Below are 20,060 nucleotides of genomic sequence, written 5' to 3' on the forward strand. Positions count from 1 at the left end.
GGAGTCTCGCCTGGACGGCAGGTTCACCCCGGCCGCGCTCACCGGAGTGCTGGAGCGGCTGTGCGCCCAGCTCGGGTTGGCGCACCACTCGGCGCGGCTGCTGAAGTTCACCTCCAACGCGGTGTTCGACCTCCCCGCGGACCGGGTCGTGGTCCGGATCGTCGGGTCGATGGCGTTGCGGCACCGGGCGGAGAAGGTGGTGCGGGTCGCGCGGTGGCTCCAGGACCACGACGTGCCCGCGGTGCGGCTGGTCGAGCAGTTCCCGCAGCCGCTGGCCGTGGGCGAGCACCTGGCCACGGTCTGGCACACCGTGCGTTCCGACGGACCCGCGGTCGACGGCCGTGACCTGGGCAGGCTGCTGCGCCGCGTGCACGCGCTGCCGCCGCCGGACTTCCCGCTGCCCCGCTGGTCGCCGCTGGACGACGTGCGCAAGCGCATCGCGGACGCCGAGGAGCTGTCCGCGCCGGACCGGTCGTTCCTGGAGGAGCGGGTCGCGCTGCTGGAGGACCGGCTGGACGGGCTGGCGACCGTGCTGCCGGAGGGCGTCGTCCACGGGGACGCCCACCTGGGCAACCTGATCCCCAGCCCGGACGGGCCGGTGCTGTGCGACTTCGACTCGACCAGCGTGGGGCCGCGCGAGTGGGACCTGAGCACCCTCCCGGTGGGGGTGGCGCGGTTCGGCCACCCGGACCGCTGGTACCGGCAGCTGGCCCGGGAGTACCGGTTCGACGTCACCCGTTGGAGTGGTTTCGCGGTGTTGCGGGACGTGCGGGAGCTCAAGCTGACCACCAGCGTCCTGCCGATCCTGCGCAGCCACCCCGACGTGCGGGGCGAGCTCCGCCGCCGCCTCGCGGCCCTGCGCGCGGGCGACACCACCACCCCGTGGACCCCCTACCGCTGATCGCGGGGGCGTGGGGGAACGAACCGGTAACACTCGGGCCGGTTTTTCCGAATCACGCAGCGACGGGGATGCGGGACGTGCGGTGAGGTGCGCGTGATCGGACGGCTGGTGGGTGCACGGCTGGGCGCCAAGGCGCGGCTGGGTGCGGTGGCACGGCTGGGTGCCGTGGGCGGCGCGCGGCGGTGGAAGGGCAAGCGCGCCCTGGAGGCCGCGCGGATGCTCGACGAGGTCGTGGACACGCAGTTGCCGCTCCTGGCGTCCTTCGACGAACAGCGCCGCCGCAGGTCGGCCGACTACCTCGCCGAGCTGGTGAAACTCGCCCAGGACTACCGCTACTACGCCCACGGCTGGATCGACGCCCGCGAGCTGGACCGCCGGGGCCACGCCGCGATGGCGACGCTGAGCAAGCTCCGCTCGGACCCCGAGGCGCGCCTGATCGCCGACTAGACCGTTCGGTGCAGCTCACCGCACCGAACGGTCCACTCACCGACGAACCGCGTGGCGAAGCGGGGTGTCATGTGGCCCACGCCCTGGTCGCGTACTCGGCGAAGTCGATGGCCGCCCGCCCGGTCACCTGGGGTACCGCCTCGGTGGGCTCGGTGTCCTTGAGCTGCGCGAACGCCTCGATCTCGGCCTCTGTCTGCTCCCCGGGCATGCCGATGGCGTCCTGCTGCGCCCGGTACTCGTCGGCTGTGCCGCCGAACCGCACCGGCCGCCCGGACGCCGCGCCGATCAGTGTCAAAGCCTCCGCGAAGCTCAACGCCCGGGGTCCGGTCACCTCGTAGGTCCGCCCCGCGTGCCCGTCCTCGGTCAACGCCACCGCCGCCACGGCCGCGATGTCGTCCGCGTCGACGAACCCCTGCCGGACTTCCCCGACCGGCACGGCCAGCGCACCGGCCTCGATCGCGGGCCGGAAGAACCCCTCGTCGAAGTTCTGGTCGAACCAGTCGGCCCGCACCACGGTCCACTCCGCGCCGCACCCGCGCACCGTCGCCTCCGCGCCGAGCAGCCGATCGTCCGCCATCTCCTCGATGCCACGACTGGACAGCAAGACGACCCGCCGCACCCCGCGCGCCACCGCCTCGTGCACGAACTCGGCGTCGATCTGCAACTCGTGCGGCGCCATCAGGTAGACCGCCGACACCCCGTCCACCGCCGGCACCCAGGTGTCCCGCTCCCCCCAGTCGAACCGCACCCGACCACGCCGTGACGCGGCCCGCACGACCACCCCCCGCGCTTCCAGTTCCCGCACGACCCGCTTGCCGGTCGTGCCCGTCGCTCCCAACACCAAGATCTCGTCCATGCGGTCGAGTAGACCACCGGGGTACGACAATTGCGGTGGCGCTGAGTCGGAACTGGGTTAGGCATCAGGCCGGAGAAGGGGGTCGTCATCGTCCTGGAACGCGAGGTGCTGAAGCTCGGCAGCACGATCGCCACGCACGCCGCCAAGTACTGGCTCCAGCGGCGGAAGGCGACGTTCGAGCGGGGCGCGAGCCTGGCCGAGCTGGCGCAGGTCGAGCTGAAGGGCTTGTTGCAGCAGCGGAAGCTGGAGAACCTGGTCGATCGCATCGGCCAACAGGTGGCCGAGCAGTTGGCGCCCGTGCTGGAGCAGCGGTTCTCCGACGTGCCCGACAACGAGGCCGAGGCCGCCTTGCGCGGTGTGGCCGACGTTCTGGAGGACGTGGACCTGTCCGACAAAGCGCTGCTGGCGGCGGATGCGGACCCCGAGGTCCTGGCCAAGCAGATCCGCCGCCAGTTCCCCCAACGGTCGGCACTGCTGTCCGAACGGGCCACCCAACTCCACGAGCTGGCCCTGGACCAGGCGTGCCGGCACCTGGTGCAGGTCGTCCGCTACCTGCCGACCTTCCCGTCCGCGGCACTGGGCGAAGTCCTGACCCGCCTGACCGCGCAGGCCGACGTCCTGGACGAACTCCTGTCCCGGACACCGACCACCAGCCTCTACGCACCCCGCGGCGTCGACCGGGACGAGGAGTTCCGGGTCGAGTACCTGTCGAGGCTGGCCAGCACGTTGGACCGCCTGGAACTGCTCGGACTGCCGGGCGACGACCAGCCGACGCTCGCACTGACCGTCGCCTACCTGAGCTTGAGCGCGTCGGACGGCCGCGCACGCACCCGTCGTCGCCGGATGGCCTTGCCAACTCGGCTCGACCTGTCGGAACAGGTCGCGACGGAGGGGTTGTCGATCGAGGCCGCCATCGGCGACGAACAGCGGGTGTTGCTGCGGGGCGACGCCGGTTCGGGCAAGACGACCCTCCTCCACTGGCTGGCGGTCCAGGCGGCGCGGCGGGCACTGACGGGCGCGCTGAAGGGGTGGAACGACTCCGTCCCGTTCGTCGTGCTGCTGCGGATGTTCGCCGAAGGGGACCTCCCGCGACCCGAGCAGTTCGTCGGCCTGGGCACGCCGATGGTCGCGGACCTTGCGCCGGAAGCGTGGACTCACCGGGTGCTCAAGGCCGGCCGCGGGTTGCTGCTGGTCGACGGTGTGGACGAGGTGCCCGCGGGTCGCCGGCGCGCGGTGAAGGAGTGGCTGCGCGACCTGCTGGACGCCTACCCCGGCACCCGCGTGGTGGTCACGTCGCGGACGGCCGCCGCCGACGGCCGCTGGCTGGCCGCCGAGAAGTTCCGGACGGTGACCTTGGAGCCCATGAGCCCGGTGAACATCGTCCACTTCGTGGAGCGGTGGCACCGTGCGGCGGAGTTGACCGGCGCGGAAGTGACGGCGGCTGAACGCCGCTTCCGCGCCCAACTGGAACGGCCGCACTTGCGGCAACTCGCGTCCAGCCCGTTGTTGTGCGCGATGTTGTGTGCGTTGAACCTGTCGCACCGCTCCGAACTCCCGCGCAACCGCATGGAGTTGTACGCCAAGGCGCTGGCGATGCTGCTGCACCTCCGCGACGCGGAACGCGGCATCGAGACGTTGTTGACCGATGCCGGGAAGCGGGTGTTGTTGCGCGACTTGGCATGGCGGTTGACCTTGGGCTACAAGGTGGAGCTGTCGACCGAGGAGGCCCTCGGGCACCTCTCGCGCAAGTTGCCCGCGATGCCGGACGTGGAGGTCGAGCCCGAGGCCATCTTCACGCACTTGGTGGAGCGCAGCGGTGTGCTGCGGCAGCCCGTGCCGGGTCTGGTCGACTTCGTCCACCGGACGTTCCTGGAGTACCTCGCGGCCGAGGAAGCCGTGCAGCAGCACCACATCGACACGCTGATCGCCCACGCCCACCTGGACACGTGGTGGGAGACCGTCGTGATGGCGTGTGGCCACGCGACGGCGAAACAGGCCGAGCAGTTGCTGACCGGCATCCTGGACGTGGCTGATCGGGAGCCGAGGCGGGCGCGCCGACTCCGGTTGATCGCGGCGGCGAGCCTGGAAACCGTGCGAGACGTGGACCCTGCGGTGCGGGACCGGATCGACGCGGTGGTGCGCGACAAGTTGGTTCCGCCGAGGAAGGACAGCGAAGCGAGGTCACTGGCGGCGATCGGTCCGCGCCTCCTGCGCTACTTGCCGCTCGATCTGAAACGCCTCCCTGAAACGGCAGCGGTCGCGACCGTGGAAGCCGCTGCGCTCGCGGGTGCCGCCGAAGCGATGCCACTCCTTGCGTCTTACGCGAAAGACCAGCGACTGGCCGTACGGATAGCGGTCGCCTTGCAGTGGCAGTTCTTCGACCCGGAACAGTACGCGAGAACCGTGCTCGCCAACGTGGATCTCGGCGACAGCGCCCTGCTCGTCCCATCGCCGAAATTCCTTCCGCACATCCGTCATATCGGGGGGTTGCGAGCGATCGACCTGGCCGACATCGCCCACGCGGACGTCGACCTGTCCGTGTTGGCGGAGCTGCCGGGCCTGCGAGATGTATTGCTCGACGGTTATGACGACTCCCAGCTATCCGGGCTCGACGTCTTGCCCGGAGTTCTGAGTGTGACGCTCTTCCGCTGCGTGTCGGGTTCACTGTCCGAGGCGGCGCGAGTGTTCGGAGCGGCAACGGACTGGAACATACTCTGGTTCAAAAACCTGGAGCTAGCTGAACTGGTCGGCGTGCCGTTGAATCATCTCATGATCCAGCACTCGACTTTCGGCAGCATTGAACCTCTCGCGAAGATTCGAGGGCTGAAAATGCTCTCGATTGGCAACAACGTCGAGTTCGACTACGACCTCAGCCCGCTGGCTGAACTTGACCTCGAGTTGCTGAGCATTGCGGAGGGAATCGCGTACAAGGGCCGCGGAAGGATCAATGCGAATGTAGTCGAGAATTAGGCGACCGGAGCTCGGGACAGGATGACGGCCAAGCCGAAGGCGATGCCCATGATCGTCACCTCTACGGTGGCCCAAGCGACGATCGCCGTCGTCTTGTGTCGTGCGATGTGGGGCAGCAAGCGCCAGCGGATGTTCGCGCCCAGCAACGCCAACAAGACCGCGCACACGATCTTTCCCAGCAGCACCAACCCATACGAAGTGGTGACTAGCGATCCGGGCAGGGCCACCACCGGATTGAGGAACAGTTCCAGCAAGCCGTTGAACAGCCCGGTCACCGACACCAACACCAAGCTCACCGTGGCCAGCTTGGAGAACTTCGGCAGCGCGTCCGCCAACAACCCTCGCCGATGGGACACCAACACGACCAAGGCCGCCAAACCACCGGTCCACGCTGCCGCGCCCAGGACGTGCAGCTCCATCGAGATCATGGAGTAGTCGTGGTACTTCCAGTTCGACGCGTGCCCTGTCACCGGCAGGGGCAGCAGGCCGAACATGGAGATCAGGATCCGCAGCTCCGCCGGCACGGACTCGCCGCGCCGCACGGCCATGATCCCGACCACGACGTATGCCAGCGCGCACACGGCGCTGAACAGCAACCCCTGCCCAGCGCCGACCCGTTGCACGTAGTCCACGACCGAGCTCATGGTCACGGTGACGTCGGGTCGTGTCTCGTACGCCCTGATCACGATCGACAGCAACGCGGTGAACGCCCACACGGCCGCCGCGACTACCGCCGCCGGTCGGGCGATGCGCAGCACGGGCTCGGTCACCGCGGGCCGGGTGAAGCCGAGCAGCTTGGGCAGTAGCGACAGCCCTACTACGACCGTGGCGGCCAGGTCGAGCAGCGTTCTGACCAGCGGGTGCGCGAACCGGACCACCGCCCCGGGTTCGGCCACGCCCACCGCTTCCGGCGTGGTCGACAGTCCCAACCCCAGGAGGACGCCGGCGCACCCGCCCGCGAGCAGGCCGCCGACGACCCAGTGCCGGGAGGTCGGGGTGGTGGTCCGGTCCACGGTCACCGCTTGGCGCCCGTCCCGCCGCGCAGCGCGAAGTACACGCCGCCGCCCAGCAGCACCACCGCGCCGGCGATCCACACCCAGATCGGCACGCCACCGTCACCGCTGTCCGAGCCGGGGGCGGCGGACGCCGTCGTGGTGGTGGGCGCTGGGGTGCCGTTGCCGGCGGTGGTGAGGGTGAACTTCAGCGAGCCGGTGACGGGGTGGCCGTCGGCGGACAGGATCCGGTAGCCCACCTTGTACTCGGCCGCCGGGCCGAGCGGGCGGACCTTGAAGACCACCGTGTTGTTCTTCACGGTCGGCTCGTCCGGGGCTTCCCAGTGGGACTCGTCCGGGCCGATGACCGTGATGGTGTTGAACTTCTCGCCCGCCTGCACCGGCTGGTCGAAGGTCAGGGTGATCTCCGCCGGCCCGGCCGCCAGGGCCTCGCCGTCCTTCGGGTTGCTGCTGACCAGCACGTTGTGCGCGAGGGCCGTGCCGGACGTGGTCAGCGCCAGGCCGCCCGCGAGCAGGCCGGCCAGCAGCAGGGAGAGCGCGCGCCTCATGCCGAAGGAGTACCCGTCGAACGGCGGGACCGCAGCACCGCGCCGATGCCGATGCCCAGGCCGAGGGCGCCGACGGCCAAGCCGGCTCCGCCCAGCCAGCGGGCGGTCTGGTCCGAGGACGGCGCCGCGGCCTGCGGTTCTCCCGTGGACGCGGTGACGGCGCTGCCGTGCGCGTCGCCGCCGGACTTCTTCACCAGCTTGATCACGGGTGCGGGCTTCTCCGGCTCCTCGGCGCCCTCGGCGGGCGGCGGGGCGTTCCAGTCCACGACCTCGCCGCTGTCGTAGGTCTGCTTGGTGGGCAGGAGGAGCTGGTCGGTGTTGTCCGGCAGCGGCCCGATGGACAGGTCGAACTCGTTGAACTGCCCCGGCTCGATGCGCACGCCCGGGTCGGCGGTCCACACGACGGTGCGGACGGCCTCGGTGACCTCGCGGCCGTGGCTCTTGATCGGCGTGTCCAGCTTGGCCTTGACCGCCTCGACCTTCCAGCCCGGCGTGGGCTTGGTGCTGACCGACGCCAGCGGGTACTCGGCGGGCAGGGTCAGTTCGAGCTTGACGGTGCCGTTGTTCGGCCGCTCGTTGGGCACGCGCAGGGTGACCTTGGTGTAGCCGCCCTGGACGGCGTCCTTCGGGGTGGACGCGGTGACGTGCGCGGACGCGATGCCGGCGGTGCTCACGAGGGCGAAGGCGGCGGCGGCCAGCACGGCCCCGCCCTTGGCGCACGTGCGCACGCCAAAGCGATTTGTCGACATGAAGGTATGGCTCCTGATGCCAGAGGGGATGTGTGGGTTCCGGGGGATCAGGAGCACAACGGGGGACCGCGGCGGCCGTGCACGCGTCTGAGCAGCACCGACATCCACACGTCCGGGACGGGGGCCACCCGGACGGGTGCCGTCGGCCCGGCGACCGGCGCGAACGACCACAGCACGGGCAGCAGCCGCGACACCGCCCACACCAGGGCGTCCAGCACGGCGTCCGCCCGGACCAGCAGCAGCCCGGTCAGCAGCGCGGCGACCACGTGGGCCGCCGCCATCGCGACCGGGCCGAAGCCCAGCCCGGCGCCGACGTCCTCGTGGTGACCCAGGTTGAGCAGCGTGTGCTGCGCCGCCTGGGCGAGGCCGAGGGTCGGGAGCACCGTCCACGGCCCGCGCCCGCGCACCGCCGTGCTCGCCAGCGCGATGAGCACGGTGAGCGGCAGGGCGGGTGCGAACTCGGTGACCTCGCCGCCCGCGGCGCCGTGCGCGGCCACGCTCAGCGCCGCCGACGTCACGGCCAGCAACACGGCCCGCGCGAAGCGGGTCGGTGCCGGACGTCGGGTCATGCACAGAGCGTAGGAGACCGCTCCACCAACGTGTGAGTCGCCGGCGTTAACCCCAGGTTTGGAATGCTCCACATGGGGGAACAGGCGGCCGGTGAAAACCGCACAGCACTCCATCGACCAGCCGCTGCCCGGCGAACCCCGCGCGGACCGCCCCGGCCGCACCGACCCCGTCGTGTTCGGGGTCGCGGCGGCCGTCGCGCTCGGGTTCGTCGCCTGGGGCGTGTTCGGCACCGACTCGCTAGCGGGTGTGTCGAAGACCGTCCTGGACTGGGTCATCGGCCACCTCGGGTGGGCGTTCGTGCTGGTGGCCTCGGGTTTCGTGGTGTTCGCGCTGTGGCTCGCGGTCAGCCGGTACGGCCGTGTGCCGCTGGGGCGCGACGACGAGGAACCCGAGTTCCGCACGGTGTCCTGGGTCGCGATGATGTTCAGCGCGGGCATGGGCATCGGCCTGATGTTCTACGGCGTCACCGAGCCGCTCTCGCACTTCGTGAACCCGCCGCCGGGCACCGCCCCCGCGCAGTCGGACGAGGCGCTGCGGACTGCGATGTCCACCACGCTCTTCCACTGGACCGTCCACCCGTGGGCGATCTACGCCGTCGTCGGCCTGGCCATCGCGTACGGCAGCTTCCGGCGCGGCCGGAGCCAACTGGTCAGCGCCGCGTTCGCCCCGCTGCTGGGCACCCGCCGCGCGAGCGGCCCGGCCGGCCGCGCGATCGACGTGCTGGCCATCTTCGCCACCCTGTTCGGCTCCGCCGCCTCGCTCGGCCTCGGCGCTCTCCAGATCGGCAGCGGACTCCAGGCGGCGGGCGTCGGCGGGGTCGGCAACGCCGTGCTGGTGGGCGTGATCGCCGTGCTGACCGTGGCGTTCGTCGCGTCTGCGGTGTCCGGTGTGGCGCGCGGCATCCAGTGGCTGTCCAACACCAACATGGTGCTGGCCGTCGTGCTCGGCGTGTTCGTGTTCGTGGTCGGTCCGACGGTGTTCGTGCTCAACCTGGTGCCGGCCGCGATCGGCGGCTACTTCGGCGACCTGGCCGACATGGCGGGCCGCACCGCGGCGTCCGGCGGCGACGCGACCGCGACGTGGCTGAGCGGCTGGACCGTCTTCTACTGGGCGTGGTGGATCTCGTGGACGCCGTTCGTCGGCATGTTCATCGCGCGGATCAGCCGGGGCCGGACCATCCGGCAGTTCGTGGCGGGCGTGATCGGCGTGCCCAGCCTGGTCAGCCTGCTGTGGTTCTGCGTGTTCGGCGGCACCGCGGTGTTCCTCCAGCGCGACGGCGTCGACCTGGCGGGCGCGGCCACGCCGGAGGGCCGGCTGTTCGCGCTCCTGGACCACTACCCGCTCGCGTCGGTCGCCGCGGCCCTGGTCGTGGTGCTGGTGGCGATCTTCTTCGTCTCGGGTGCGGACGCCGCGTCGGTGGTCATGGGCACGCTGTCGCAGCGCGGGTCCATCGCGCCGACCAAGGGCGTGGTCGTGTTCTGGGGCGTGCTGACCGGCGCGATGGCCGCCGTGATGCTCCTGGTCGGCGGCTCGAACGCGTTGACCGGCTTGCAGAACTTGACGATCATCGCGGCGCTGCCGTTCGCCGCGGTGATGGTGGGCCTGTGCGTCTCCCTGGCCCGCGACCTGCGCAGCGACCCGCTGTTCGTCCGCGAGGAGGAGCCACTCGGACCGGAGGAGACGGCGTTGCGGACGGTCGAACGGCTCGTCACCCGCCGAGGCTGAACACACCGGCCCCGGTGTGTGGGAGCGTTCTCGCGTGTGACAGTTCAATTCCGAGTCGCGCCATGCCTGTAATATGTGCTCCACATCACCACTGGCGCAATTTGTGACCATCCGTACACATTTAGCGCTAACAACGATTTTCCCAGCGCAGTGGGCAAGCGGGGACGGACCCGGGCTACCACCCCCCGGTCCATCCCCGTTCTACCTGCGACGGCCCCCGAACTCGGCATGAGGAACGGCAACGCGCCTGGGTGCAGCCTTCCCGATATGCGCGTACGGGATAACTCAGGATTATGAAATCCCCGCGATTTGCGGGGTCTTTGCGCACGAATCACACGCTTGTCATGATCGCAAGTCGAACTCGGCTGGTGTCACGGTCGGTGACGATCGCCGAGTGCCGGCCAATGGGAATCGGCACGCTCTTTCATATCCCTTACATCTCGTCTTCCTGCCTGGTCGCCGACCCCATACAGTCTTTCGCACCCGTGCGAACAGTGCCCGACTACCAGGGCGCACTCCGTCGAGCACGGACCTGAACTCGGCAGCTGGGGAAGGGAAAACTTCATGTCCGGATGCGCCGGTGCGTCACCGACGCGCGCCCCGAAGCCCGACTCGGATCGGTCGGGACCGCGGGGGCGACGATGAGGGACGCCGCCGCGGTCCCTCCGCGACCCGTGCTGCCGCGCCAACGCGACTCGACCACCGCGGGCGAAGCGCCACCGTCGTTGCTCGCCGCCGAGCTCGCGGCCCTGGGGCGGGAGGTCACGGCGGACAGCGGAACCACCCTGGTGGAGCAGGGTGCCGCGCAGGCGCCGGTGTTCCTGGTGACCGGCGGTGTGGTGAAGGCGCTGCGCTCGGCCCAACCGGACAGCTCGCCGATGCTGCTCTCCGTCCACAAGAGGGGTGACGTGCTCGGGGTGGCGGACGCCGTGCGCGGCCGGCCCGCCCACCTCTCGTACACGGTGGCGAAGGACGCCACGCTGAAGGTCGTGCCGCGCACGACGTTCGTCAACCTCGTCCGCTCGAACCCGGCCGTGGCCCTGTCCATGTCCGTCGGGCTCGCCGACGACGTGGACTTGCGCGACCGCTCGCTGGCCTACGCGCCGCTCGCCGTCGAGAACCGGCTGGTGGCGTTCCTCGACCAGCAGAGCCAGTCCTGTTCGCGGACGTCCGAGGGTTGGGTGCTGTTCGACCTCGGGCTCACCCAGAACGACCTCGCGGCGGCCATCGGCGCCTCGCAGCCCGCGGTGCACAAGGTGCTGAAGAAACTGGACAAAGAGGGCAAGGTGTCGATCGGCTACCGCACCTTGTACGTGAAACAACGGCTCTCGATGGCCGTTCGTGACGAGGACGCGGGTCCGGTCGAGGACCGGCAGCCGGAAACCGGCGACGCCGCCCACAGCGGCGACCACGGGTGAGGTGTCCGGTTCTCGTCCTGCACGCGATGGTGCACGACGAGAACCGGACGGCCGTGTGACCGCTCGGGCAAGAGCGGCCACCCTCCCCGCGCTCCGGCTGACCCATCAGCGACGCCCAGGGGGGCGGTGCGCGATATCGCGATCGAGCGCCGCCCGTCGGCGTCGGCAAGATTACCTAATCCGCTGGGTTCCGTCCCGCTGTTCGGCACGAATTGGAACCCGTTGGAACCGTGGGAAAGTCAGTGACCTCATCTTTTCCGCTTCTTGCGTGGCTGCCGCGCCGCCGGCGGTCGACGACCGCTTCGGCGACCCCGAAGTCGTGGGAAATCGTGGGAAGCGGCTCGTGCGGTGAAGTCACGCGCGACACGCGACCGAGGATTTGCGAGCACTCGAACACCGGTGCGAGGATGATGTAGTCCTGAAGATGAAGTTTTTGGTACGCAGGGGCAACTGCGAGCCGATCCGACGGACCACCCCCCACAGCTCCGGCTGACCCACTTGCAGGCGGCCTGGTCGTTCCCCCACAGCGGGGACGGCCGCGTCGCCGACCCAGGAAGGAGACCGGGATGCCCCGGCTCAGCAGTGTCGCGACCGTCGGTCCCGACCGTCCGTCCCCGCCCGCCCGGCGCGGCCTGACCAGCCAACACGTGTGGATCACGTTGTTCGTCTTCGGGTTCACCACCCTGTTGATCACGCTCGGGCAGGCGCCGGTCGCGGCCCTGGGGCTCGCCCTCGCCGGCCTGGCGGGAGTCCTGCTGCTCACCTCCGCCGGGCCCGCGGTGTACGCCCTGCGCCGAGCGGCGGTGCACGCCCTGGCCCCCGACGAAGGCCGCGCCGGCGACACCGGCACCGGCCAGACCGTGAGCGCGTCGTGAACGGCAACGTCAGCCGGTTGGAGCACACGGCGGCGCTCCTCACCTCGATCGAGGAGTTCCACAGCCGCTACATGGCCGCGTCCAGCGGGCAGCGGCACAGCGTCGAGGTGCTCGGCGCCGTGAGCCAGACCCGACTGCTGCCGTGGCCGGCGTACCGGGCCCACGTGTGCGTCCAGGACCAGGCCGAACGCCGACGCCTGTTCGAGCTGCACCAGGTGATGGCCCGCGCGATGACCCGGTTCCCCCAGAGCACGGGCGGCGGGCGCGGCGGTCGCGACACCGACCGCGCGGTCCGGGTCCTGCCGGACGAGCCGATCCCGCCGCCCGGCACCGCGGGCTCGGCCGCCGACGACCCCGTCCGCCCCCGTCCGCCGGCCGACGCCACGCCGGACTCGGCGTTGCAGGCGCGCACCGTGCCGGAGTTCATGGCGTTGCTGCGGCTGATCGCCGCCAACTCCGGGCTCAACCGCAACCAACTCGCCGGGGAGGCGCGAATCCCGACCAGCAGCGCCTACCGCCTGCTCGACGAGGCCAACACCGTGCTGCCCACGAAGGGGGAGCGGGTGAGGGCGCTGTGCGCAGCCGCCGGGCTGACCGAGCACCAGGTGGACCGGGTCTGGCGGCTGTGGCGCGAGCTGCGCGCCGCGGACCAGAAGGCGGGTGGCCAGGCGGCCAAGGCGCCGCTCGCCCCGGTCGACGACCCCGCGGTCGGGGGCGTCGAACCGGTCGTCGACGCGGAACCCGACGACGAGGACACGGTGCGCCTCCCCCGAGCGGACCTCGAACGCCCACGACCCCGCAGGCGCCGGTGGCTCGCCGGGGCGCTGATCGTGCTGGCGGTGGTGCTGGGGCTCGCGCTCGGCGCCTGGATCGTGCTGGGCACGATCACCGAGGACCGCCCGACCTCGTCCCCCGCCACCGCCAGCGCGATAGCCGCCACCGGGGGGTTCTTACTGGCTTCGGTGATCTCGATCAGACAGCAGCGCCGGGTGTCGGCGACCGTCGACGCCATCCGGCGGACATGACCCTCAGGACACGCCGAGACGCTTGAGCAGCTCGGCTTCCAGCGCGTCCAGGTCGGTGCTGACGGCCCGGTGCGCGGCCTTGCGGCGCGGTGCGGGCATGCGTTCGGATGCCCGCACCGCCGCGAGCAGTTGCGCCAACCGGGTCTCCGTGGCCTCCACGAACGGCCGGTCGGTGGCCTTGAGCTGGTCCAGGGCCTCGGCGAAGCCCGTGATGCGGGCGTGCAGCCGCGCGCCCCGGCCGGAGTAGCGCGTGAGCTGGTCGACCGGCACGCCGAGCCGGCGCGCGCGGTAGTGGTCGAAGCGGTCGCCCACCAGCGCCGCCGCCCGGGCCGCGAGCGGTGCCACCACCGGGATCAGCGCCGGCGCGACGACCTTCGCCACCCCGACGAGGTTCTTGGCCCTGCCGGGGGTCAAGCCCTTGCTCCGTTCGCGTGCCATCGCGCGCGCCACCTCCAGACACTCCACCCGAACACTAGAGGTCGGAGCGGGTCCGCGCACAAAAGATCCACTGCCGTCCGTGAGGTTGCCGGTACAAGTGTCGGTGCGTCGTCATACGCTTCAGCTGTGACTTCCCAGGTGCAGCTGGACGCCGGCGTGGTCACTCGTTGCCGGCGGCGGGTGCACCTCGAACACGATCCAGCGATGCGGGACGCCCCCAAGGCGGCCCCGGACCCCACCGGCCAGCTCCGCAAGGCCGACGCCACCGAGCACCGCCGCGCGGTCGCCGCCGCCCTCGGTCGGGTCGTCGGCTCGGACCTCATGGAGATCCCGCACGACGTGCCGACGGCCGACCGCGAGCGCGTGACGGCGTCCGCGATGGAGGCGGGCGTCCCCTACATCTGGGGCGCCGCCCTGCCCCGCGACGAGCGCGGCGGCCGGCGCGGCGGTATCGACCTGCTGGTCAAGGACGCGTCCGGGTACGTCCCGGTGCTCGTCGTGCGGCACAAGGTCACCGACCCCGGCTCGGGCGCGCGCACGTCCCCGTTGTCCCACCCGCTGCCCGGCGGCGCGCGCGTCGACCCGCTCCGCAAGGTCCGCCCCCAGCCGCGCGACCAGCTCCGGCTCGCGCACGCCCAGCGCCAGCTCCAGGCGTCCGGGTACGCCGTGCGGGGCCGGTCGTACGGCGGCGTGGTCGGCATGGACGGCGACGTCGTGGTGTGGCACGACCTGGAGGCCCCGACGTGGCCCGGCGGCCGGACCGCGCTGGCCGAGTACGACTCCCGCTTCTCCGACCGGCTCGCCGTCGCGGCGGCGGCGCTCAACGGCGCCACCCCGCTCGCCCGGCCGTCGCGGATCGTCGAGTGCCGCAGCTGCCCGTGGTGGCCGGTGTGCGAGGTCGACCTGCGGTCGGCGCGGGACGTCAGCCTGGTCGTGCGCGGCGAGGACGCGGTGGCGCTGCGCAAGGCCGGAGTGTCCACAGTGGACGACCTGGCCGCACTCGACCCGCACGACCCGCCCGCCACCCCGCTGGTGGGGATGCTGCATTCGGACGCCGTGGTGTTGGCCCGCGCGTGGCTGCGGGACCTCACGGTCGTGCGCCGAGTGCCGTACATGGACGTGCCGCGCGCCGACGTCGAGGTGGACGTCGACATGGAGAGCTTCGGCGACCTGGGCGCGTACATGTGGGGCTGCTGGCTGTCGGGCGCCGACGTCGGCGAGGAACACGGCTACCGCGCCTTCGCCACCTGGGACCCGCTGCCGTGCGACGACGAGGCGAGGTCGTTCGCGGAGTTCTGGGGCTGGCTGACCGGGATCCGCCTGCGCGCCCGTGCCCGGGGCCTGACGTTCCGGGCGTACTGCTACAACGAGCTGGCCGAGAACCGGTGGCTGATCGGGTCGGCGGAGCGGTTCAAGGGCCGTCCGGGGATCCCGACCGTGGGCCAGGTCAAGGAGTTCATCTCGTCGGACTCGTGGGTGGACCTGTTCGGCATCGTGCAGGAGCAGTTCCTGTGCGCCCACGGCAAGGGCCTGAAGACCATCGCACCCGTGGCCGGCTTCGCGTGGCGCGACCCGGAGGCCGGCGGCGAGAACTCGATGCGCTGGTACCGGGACGCGGTCGGCATGGACGGCGCACCCCCGAACCCGGCTCAACGACGACGACTGCTGGAGTACAACGAGGACGACGTGCGGGCCACGCACGCCCTGCGCGAGTGGATGACGTCGGACGCCATGAACAACCTGCCCTTCGCCGGCGACCTCTGAGGGACGGTCGGGAAGTGCTTAGCGGCGAGGAGCCGTTTTGGCGCATCGTCGCTGGTAGGGTCGTTGCGTGGTGATCTTCGGACCTATCACTCGATCGTGTGACATGTCGGTTTGGGAACCGATCGGCAACTCGCGCATCCCGTAAACAAGGAGCGCGGGACCACGGCAGGCAACGCTCCGGCCCATCCCGGCCCGGCCGGCGAGAGCATTGAGCCGGGGTGGGCCGAGCCAGGGTGAGCCGAGCCGGGGTGAGCCGAGCCGGGGTGAGCCGAGCCGGGGTGAGCCGAGCCGGGGTGAGCCGAGCCGGGTGTGCTGCCCCTGGGGTGCGCGGGTTCGAGGTGCGCTGCCCCAGGGACCGCGAGCTCGCATGTGCCGCCCGCCGACGTGCGCGGGTCCGGGGTGAACGGGGCGGGTGCGGGAGTGAGGGTTAGCGGGGGGCCATGCGGAGGGCGCCGTCCATGCGGATGACTTCGCCGTTCAGGTAGTCGTGTTCGACGATCGACACGGCCAGCTGGGCGTACTCCTCCGGCAGGGCCAGGCGCTTCGGGAACGGCACGCCCGCCGCCAGGCCCGCCCGGAACTCCTCGGAGACCGTTGCCAGCATGGGGGTGTCGACGATGCCTGGCGCGATGGTCATCACGCGGACGCCGACCGACGACAGGTCGCGGGCGGCCGGGAGGGTCATGCCTACGACGGCTGCCTTCGAGGACGCGTAGGCCACCTGGCCGATCTGGCCGTCGAACGCCGCGATGGACGCCGTGTTGATCACGATGCCGCGCTGGCCGTGTTCGAGCGGTTCGGTCTTGCCCATTGCCGCCGCCGTCAGGCGGAGCACGTTGAAGGTGCCGACCAGGTTCACGTCGATGACCTTGCGGTACAGGTCCAGGGAGTGAGGGCCGGACTTGCCGACCGTCCTGGTGGACGGGCCGATGCCGGCGCAGTTCACCGCGATCCGCAGGGGGTTGCCGGAGCCGGCGGCGGTGTCGACGGCCGACTGCACGTCCTCCTCCGAGGTGACGTCGGCGGCCAGGTACGTGACGCCCTCGACCTCCGGGGCGCCGTCGACCTTGAGGTCCAGGGCGAACACCTCGGCGCCCTTCGCGGCCAGTGCCCGCGCGGTCGCCAAGCCCAAGCCGGACGCACCGCCGGTGACGACCGCCGCGGTTCCCTCGATCTTCATGCCAACCTCCATCACCCGGCCGCTGTGCCGGAAAGGGAGGTTAACGGTCGTTCAGCGGTTTGTGCGCGGAGAGGTGCAGCATTGCGACCAACGGCACGGCCGCGAGCAGCGCCAGTCCCGCGAACAGCAGCGTGATCAGCAGGAGTTCCATACCTGAACGATGCCCGCCGGCCACCCGGTGGCGCGTCCGCCGCCAGAGGGGTGTCGATGTACACCCAGGGGACTACCCACCTCACTCTCCGCATACAACTGGTGTTTGACCCACGGCAAACTTCGGCTGCGACCGTCACACGCATGTTCGTCCGACGGATCGCGGTCGTGGGAACGGGTTACGTGGGCCTGACGACGGGAGCCTGCCTGGCTTCCCTCGGTCACCAGGTCGTGTGTGCGGACGTCGACGTCCTGAAGGTGTCCCGACTGCGCGCCGGGCAGGTGGACATCCTCGAACCCGGCCTCACCGAGCTGGTCGGGGAGGGCCAGGCGGCCGGCCGCCTGCACTTCACGCCCGAGGTGGCGACAGCCGTCGCGGACGCCGAGGTGGTGTTCCTGTGCCTGCCGACCCCGATGGGGGCGGGCGGCGCGGCGGACCTCTCGGCGGTCGAGTCGGTGGCCCGGGACCTGCGGGAGGTGCTGCCGTACGGGACGGTCGTGGTGTGCAAGTCCACGGTCCCGGTCGGCACGTCGCAGCGGGTCGCCGAGCTGCTGGGCCGCGAGGACGTGGCGGTGGTGTCCAACCCCGAGTTCCTGCGCGAGGGCAGCGCGGTGCGCGACTTCCTGCACCCGGACCGGATCGTCGTCGGCTCGGACTCCCCGCAGGCCGCCGAGCGGGTCGCGGCGCTGTTCGCGAAGCTGGGCGCGCCCACCGTCCTGATGGACGCGGCGAGCGCGGAGATGGTCAAGTACGCGGCCAACTGCTTCCTGGCGATGAAGCTGTCCTACGTCAACGCGGTGGCCGAGCTGTGCGAGCTGGTCGGCGCGGACGTGTCGTCGGTGACCGACGGCATGGGCTACGACCGGCGCATCGGCCAGTCGTTCCTCCAGCCGGGACCGGGTTGGGGCGGGTCGTGCCTGCCCAAGGACACGCACGCGATGGTCCAGATCGCCGAGTCCGTCGGCGTGGACTTCTCGCTGGTCAAGGCCACCATCGACACCAACCACCGGCAGCAGCGCCGGGTCGTGGACAAGGTGCGGGACGCGGTGGGCGGCACTCTCGCGGGCGCGCGCATCGGCATCCTGGGGCTGGCGTTCAAGGCGGGCACGAACGACCTGCGCGACTCGCCGGCACTGGCGGTGGCGGAGCTGCTGGCGTTCGAGGGCGCGGAGCTGGTGGCCCACGACCCGGAGATCCGCGAGCCGCTGGTGGGCATGACGGTGGTGGACGACCCGTACTCGGCGGTGCGGGACGCCGATGCGGTCGTGCTGCTCACCGAGTGGCCCGAGTTCCGCACGCTGGACTGGGCGCGGGTGGCCGGCCTGATGAACGGCGTGCTGGTCCTGGACACCCGCAACCACCTCGACGAGGACGCCCTGCGCCGGGCCGGCCTGGTCCGCGAGGGTCTCGGCCGCAAGCTGCCCGCGACCGCGGGCTGACCCCAGCCGCCACGAGCTGACCACAGCTCCCACCAGCTGGGCGCAGCTGAAGAGAGGCTGAACCATCAGGACACGATTTAGTTAGCCGGGTTAACCAACCGGGTGACACCCGGTTAGGTTGTCGGGCGTGTTCACCACCCGACCCGAACTCGTCGGCACCCACGGCATGGTCGCCTCGACGCACTGGCTCGCCTCCGGAGCGGGCATGGCGGTGCTGGAGGACGGCGGCAACGCGTTCGACGCCGCCGTTGCGGCGGGCTTCGTCCTCCAGGTCGTCGAACCGCACCTGAACGGACCGGGCGGCGAGGTGCCCGTGGTGTTCGCGGCGGCCGGCGAGTCGACGCCGCGGGTGCTGGCCGGGCAGGGCGTGGCGCCCGCCGGCGCCACCGCCGAGCACTACCGGTCGCTGGGCCTGGACCTGGTGCCGGGCAGCGGGCTGCTCGCGGCGACCGTGCCGGGCGCGTGGGACGGCTGGCTCACGCTGCTGCGCGACTACGGCACCAAGTCGCTGCGCGAGGTGCTCGACCACGCCATCGGCTACGCCCGCGACGGGTTCCCGCTGCTGGAGCGCGTGTCGGGGGTCGTGGACACCGTCGCGGACCTGTTCCGCGACCACTGGACGTCGTCGGCCGAGCTGTGGCTGCCCGGCGGGAAGCCGCCGGCGCCCGGGTCGCGGTTCCGCAACCCGAAGCTCGCCGACACCTGGGAGTGGCTGCTGGCCGCCGCCGAGGCCGCCGGGTCGGACCGCGACGCCCAGATCGAGGCCGCGCGCCGGGCCTGGTCGCAGGGGTTCGTGGCGGCGCAGGTGGACGAGTTCTGCAAGACGGCGTTCCGCGACGAGTCCGGCCGCGACCACGCGGGCGTGCTGACCGGCGAGGACATGGCGTCGTGGCAGGCGACCTACGAGGACGCGGTCGCGGTGGAGTTCGGCGAGTGGACCGTCGCGAAGGTCGGCGGCTGGTCGCAGGGACCCGTGCTGCTCCAGCAACTGCTGCTCTTGGAAGGTTTCAGCGACCGGCTGTCCTACGTGGACGGGGTGCCCACGGCCGAGACCGTTCACCTGGCGGTGGAGTGCGCCAAGCTCGCGTTCGCCGACCGCGAGGCCTGGTACGGCGACTCCGGTGACGTGCCGCTGGACGTGCTGCTGTCCCGCGAGTACGCCGCCGAGCGCCGCGCCCTGGTCGGCGACACGGCCTCGCTGGAACTGCGGCCCGGGTCGCCGGGCGGGCGGCGGGTCGTCCTGCCCGAGCACATCCGGTCGGGCCACGACGCCGCCGGCCAGGAGCGCGGCGGCGGCGCGCTGGGCGAGCCGACCGTCGAGCGGACCGGGGTGTCGCGCGGCGACACCGTGCACGTCGACGTCGTGGACCGGTGGGGCAACGTCGTGTCGGCGACCCCGTCGGGCGGCTGGCTCCAGTCGTCGCCGACCATCCCGTCGCTCGGGTTCTGCCTGGGCAGCCGGGCGCAGATGTTCTGGCTGGACCAGGGCCTGCCGAACTCCCTGGCGCCCGGCCGCAGGCCCCGGATCACGCTGTCGCCGTCGCTGGCGCTGCGCGACGGCCTGCCCGCGCTGGCGTTCGGCACGCCCGGCGGCGACCAGCAGGACCAGTGGCAGCTCGCGTTCTGGCTCGCGCACACCGCCGGCGGGATGAACCTCCAGGAGGCGATCGACTCGCCGATGTGGCACACGAACGCGTTCCCGAGTTCGTTCGCGCCACGGGGCTGGACGCCGGGCGAGCTGGTCGCCGAGACCAGGCTGGGTGCACAAGCGCTTGCGGAGCTGGGCGCGCGCGGCCACCACGTGGTCGAGGCGGGCGCGTGGACGCTGGGCCGCATGTCGGCCGTGGCCCGGGACTCCCGGGACGGCTTCCTGCGGGCCGCGGCCAACCCGCGGGGCAACCAGGGGTACGCGGTCGGCCGCTAGGCGCGCCGGAACCGGTGGGGACTGGGTTGGAACGGCCCCGACCCGAGGGGGAGGGGGCCGGGACCGT

General features: G+C 71.4%; 17 protein-coding genes. 10 read left to right on the plus strand and 7 right to left on the minus strand.

Annotated features, from left to right (window positions below):
- Positions 1–10: 10 nt before the first annotated feature.
- Together WBN91_RS02965 and WBN91_RS02970 are read left to right on the plus strand one after the other, a co-directional pair.
- Entirely contained in the window at positions 11–901 is an 891-nt protein-coding gene (locus tag WBN91_RS02965; RefSeq protein WP_337722551.1) for an aminoglycoside phosphotransferase family protein, read from the plus strand.
- A 93-nt stretch (positions 902–994) separates the two neighbouring features.
- On the plus strand, positions 995–1,348 hold the full coding sequence (locus WBN91_RS02970; protein WP_337722449.1) for a hypothetical protein: 354 nt from the start codon (positions 995–997) through the stop codon (positions 1,346–1,348).
- A 67-nt stretch (positions 1,349–1,415) separates the two neighbouring features.
- Here the strand turns inward: WBN91_RS02970 and WBN91_RS02975 are convergent, their stop codons facing one another.
- Positions 1,416–2,204: an NmrA family NAD(P)-binding protein gene (locus tag WBN91_RS02975; protein ID WP_337722450.1), complete on the minus strand. Its 789-nt coding sequence runs from the start codon at positions 2,202–2,204 to the stop codon at positions 1,416–1,418.
- Between the two features lie 105 nt (positions 2,205–2,309).
- On the opposite strand from WBN91_RS02975, the gene WBN91_RS02980 reads away from it, so the two are divergent.
- Positions 2,310–5,174: an NACHT domain-containing protein gene (locus tag WBN91_RS02980; protein WP_337722451.1), complete on the plus strand. Its 2,865-nt coding sequence runs from the start codon at positions 2,310–2,312 to the stop codon at positions 5,172–5,174.
- Here the strand turns inward: WBN91_RS02980 and WBN91_RS02985 are convergent.
- Genes WBN91_RS02985 through WBN91_RS03000 form a run of 4 tightly spaced genes read right to left on the minus strand, consistent with a single transcriptional unit; the run spans position 5,171 to position 8,053 of the window.
- Positions 5,171–6,193: a copper resistance D family protein gene (locus WBN91_RS02985; protein WP_337722452.1), complete on the minus strand. Its 1,023-nt coding sequence runs from the start codon at positions 6,191–6,193 to the stop codon at positions 5,171–5,173. The two genes, WBN91_RS02980 and WBN91_RS02985, sit on opposite strands and share 4 nt — an antisense overlap.
- Entirely contained in the window at positions 6,190–6,735 is a 546-nt protein-coding gene (locus WBN91_RS02990; RefSeq protein ID WP_337722453.1) for a copper resistance CopC family protein, read from the minus strand. The genes WBN91_RS02985 and WBN91_RS02990 overlap by 4 nt, the downstream gene beginning before the upstream one ends.
- Positions 6,732–7,484: a YcnI family copper-binding membrane protein gene (locus WBN91_RS02995; protein ID WP_337722454.1), complete on the minus strand. Its 753-nt coding sequence runs from the start codon at positions 7,482–7,484 to the stop codon at positions 6,732–6,734. The genes WBN91_RS02990 and WBN91_RS02995 overlap by 4 nt, the downstream gene beginning before the upstream one ends.
- Positions 7,485–7,531: 47 nt before the next feature.
- Entirely contained in the window at positions 7,532–8,053 is a 522-nt protein-coding gene (locus WBN91_RS03000; RefSeq protein ID WP_337722455.1) for a hypothetical protein, read from the minus strand.
- A gap of 91 nt (positions 8,054–8,144) precedes the next feature.
- Between WBN91_RS03000 and WBN91_RS03005 the strand changes: the two genes are divergently transcribed.
- The 4 genes from WBN91_RS03005 to WBN91_RS03020 all read left to right on the plus strand — a co-directional run bounded on the left by WBN91_RS03005 (position 8,145) and on the right by WBN91_RS03020 (position 13,097).
- A complete protein-coding gene (locus tag WBN91_RS03005; protein ID WP_337722456.1) occupies positions 8,145–9,779 on the plus strand; it encodes a BCCT family transporter in 1,635 nt (544 codons plus the stop codon).
- A gap of 641 nt (positions 9,780–10,420) precedes the next feature.
- Positions 10,421–11,197, plus strand: coding sequence for a Crp/Fnr family transcriptional regulator (locus tag WBN91_RS03010; RefSeq protein WP_337722457.1), 777 nt, complete (start codon positions 10,421–10,423; stop codon positions 11,195–11,197).
- 566 nt (positions 11,198–11,763) lie between these two features.
- A complete protein-coding gene (locus WBN91_RS03015; RefSeq protein ID WP_337722458.1) occupies positions 11,764–12,072 on the plus strand; it encodes a hypothetical protein in 309 nt (102 codons plus the stop codon).
- Entirely contained in the window at positions 12,069–13,097 is a 1,029-nt protein-coding gene (locus WBN91_RS03020; protein WP_337722459.1) for a hypothetical protein, read from the plus strand. The genes WBN91_RS03015 and WBN91_RS03020 overlap by 4 nt, the downstream gene beginning before the upstream one ends.
- A gap of 3 nt (positions 13,098–13,100) precedes the next feature.
- On the opposite strand, the gene WBN91_RS03025 is transcribed toward WBN91_RS03020, so the two are convergent.
- Positions 13,101–13,535: a DUF6474 family protein gene (locus WBN91_RS03025; protein ID WP_337722460.1), complete on the minus strand. Its 435-nt coding sequence runs from the start codon at positions 13,533–13,535 to the stop codon at positions 13,101–13,103.
- 126 nt (positions 13,536–13,661) lie between these two features.
- Here WBN91_RS03025 and WBN91_RS03030 point away from each other — a divergent pair, with 126 nt between their 5' ends.
- The gene (locus WBN91_RS03030; protein WP_337722461.1) at positions 13,662–15,299 is read left to right on the plus strand and encodes a TM0106 family RecB-like putative nuclease; all 1,638 of its coding nucleotides are present in this window, start codon (positions 13,662–13,664) and stop codon (positions 15,297–15,299) included.
- 427 nt (positions 15,300–15,726) lie between these two features.
- Here the strand turns inward: WBN91_RS03030 and WBN91_RS03035 are convergent, their stop codons facing one another.
- Positions 15,727–16,479, minus strand: coding sequence for an SDR family NAD(P)-dependent oxidoreductase (locus WBN91_RS03035; RefSeq protein ID WP_337722462.1), 753 nt, complete (start codon positions 16,477–16,479; stop codon positions 15,727–15,729).
- A gap of 294 nt (positions 16,480–16,773) precedes the next feature.
- Between WBN91_RS03035 and WBN91_RS03040 the strand changes: the two genes are divergently transcribed.
- Together WBN91_RS03040 and WBN91_RS03045 are read left to right on the plus strand one after the other, a co-directional pair.
- Entirely contained in the window at positions 16,774–18,069 is a 1,296-nt protein-coding gene (locus WBN91_RS03040; protein ID WP_337722463.1) for a UDP-glucose dehydrogenase family protein, read from the plus strand.
- 127 nt (positions 18,070–18,196) lie between these two features.
- Entirely contained in the window at positions 18,197–19,993 is a 1,797-nt protein-coding gene (locus WBN91_RS03045; protein ID WP_337722464.1) for a gamma-glutamyltransferase family protein, read from the plus strand.
- Positions 19,994–20,060 lie beyond the last annotated feature (67 nt).

Source organism: Saccharothrix sp. CCNWYY140 (assembly GCF_037401995.1).
Taxonomy (GTDB): Bacteria; Actinomycetota; Actinomycetes; order Mycobacteriales; family Pseudonocardiaceae; genus Actinosynnema.

What these genes read in the sequence shown, in the direction of transcription:
- WBN91_RS03015 (WP_337722458.1), top strand. Translation starts at nt 11,764, where the DNA reads ATGCCCCGGCTCAGCAGTGTCGCGACCGTCGGTCCCGACCGTCCGTCC.
- WBN91_RS02990 (WP_337722453.1), bottom strand. Translation starts at nt 6,735, where the DNA reads ATGAGGCGCGCGCTCTCCCTGCTGCTGGCCGGCCTGCTCGCGGGCGGC.
- WBN91_RS03040 (WP_337722463.1), top strand. Translation starts at nt 16,774, where the DNA reads ATGTTCGTCCGACGGATCGCGGTCGTGGGAACGGGTTACGTGGGCCTG.
- WBN91_RS02995 (WP_337722454.1), bottom strand. Translation starts at nt 7,484, where the DNA reads ATGTCGACAAATCGCTTTGGCGTGCGCACGTGCGCCAAGGGCGGGGCC.
- WBN91_RS03025 (WP_337722460.1), bottom strand. Translation starts at nt 13,535, where the DNA reads ATGGCACGCGAACGGAGCAAGGGCTTGACCCCCGGCAGGGCCAAGAAC.
- WBN91_RS03010 (WP_337722457.1), top strand. Translation starts at nt 10,421, where the DNA reads ATGAGGGACGCCGCCGCGGTCCCTCCGCGACCCGTGCTGCCGCGCCAA.
- WBN91_RS03035 (WP_337722462.1), bottom strand. Translation starts at nt 16,479, where the DNA reads ATGAAGATCGAGGGAACCGCGGCGGTCGTCACCGGCGGTGCGTCCGGC.
- WBN91_RS03000 (WP_337722455.1), bottom strand. Translation starts at nt 8,053, where the DNA reads ATGACCCGACGTCCGGCACCGACCCGCTTCGCGCGGGCCGTGTTGCTG.
- WBN91_RS02975 (WP_337722450.1), bottom strand. Translation starts at nt 2,204, where the DNA reads ATGGACGAGATCTTGGTGTTGGGAGCGACGGGCACGACCGGCAAGCGG.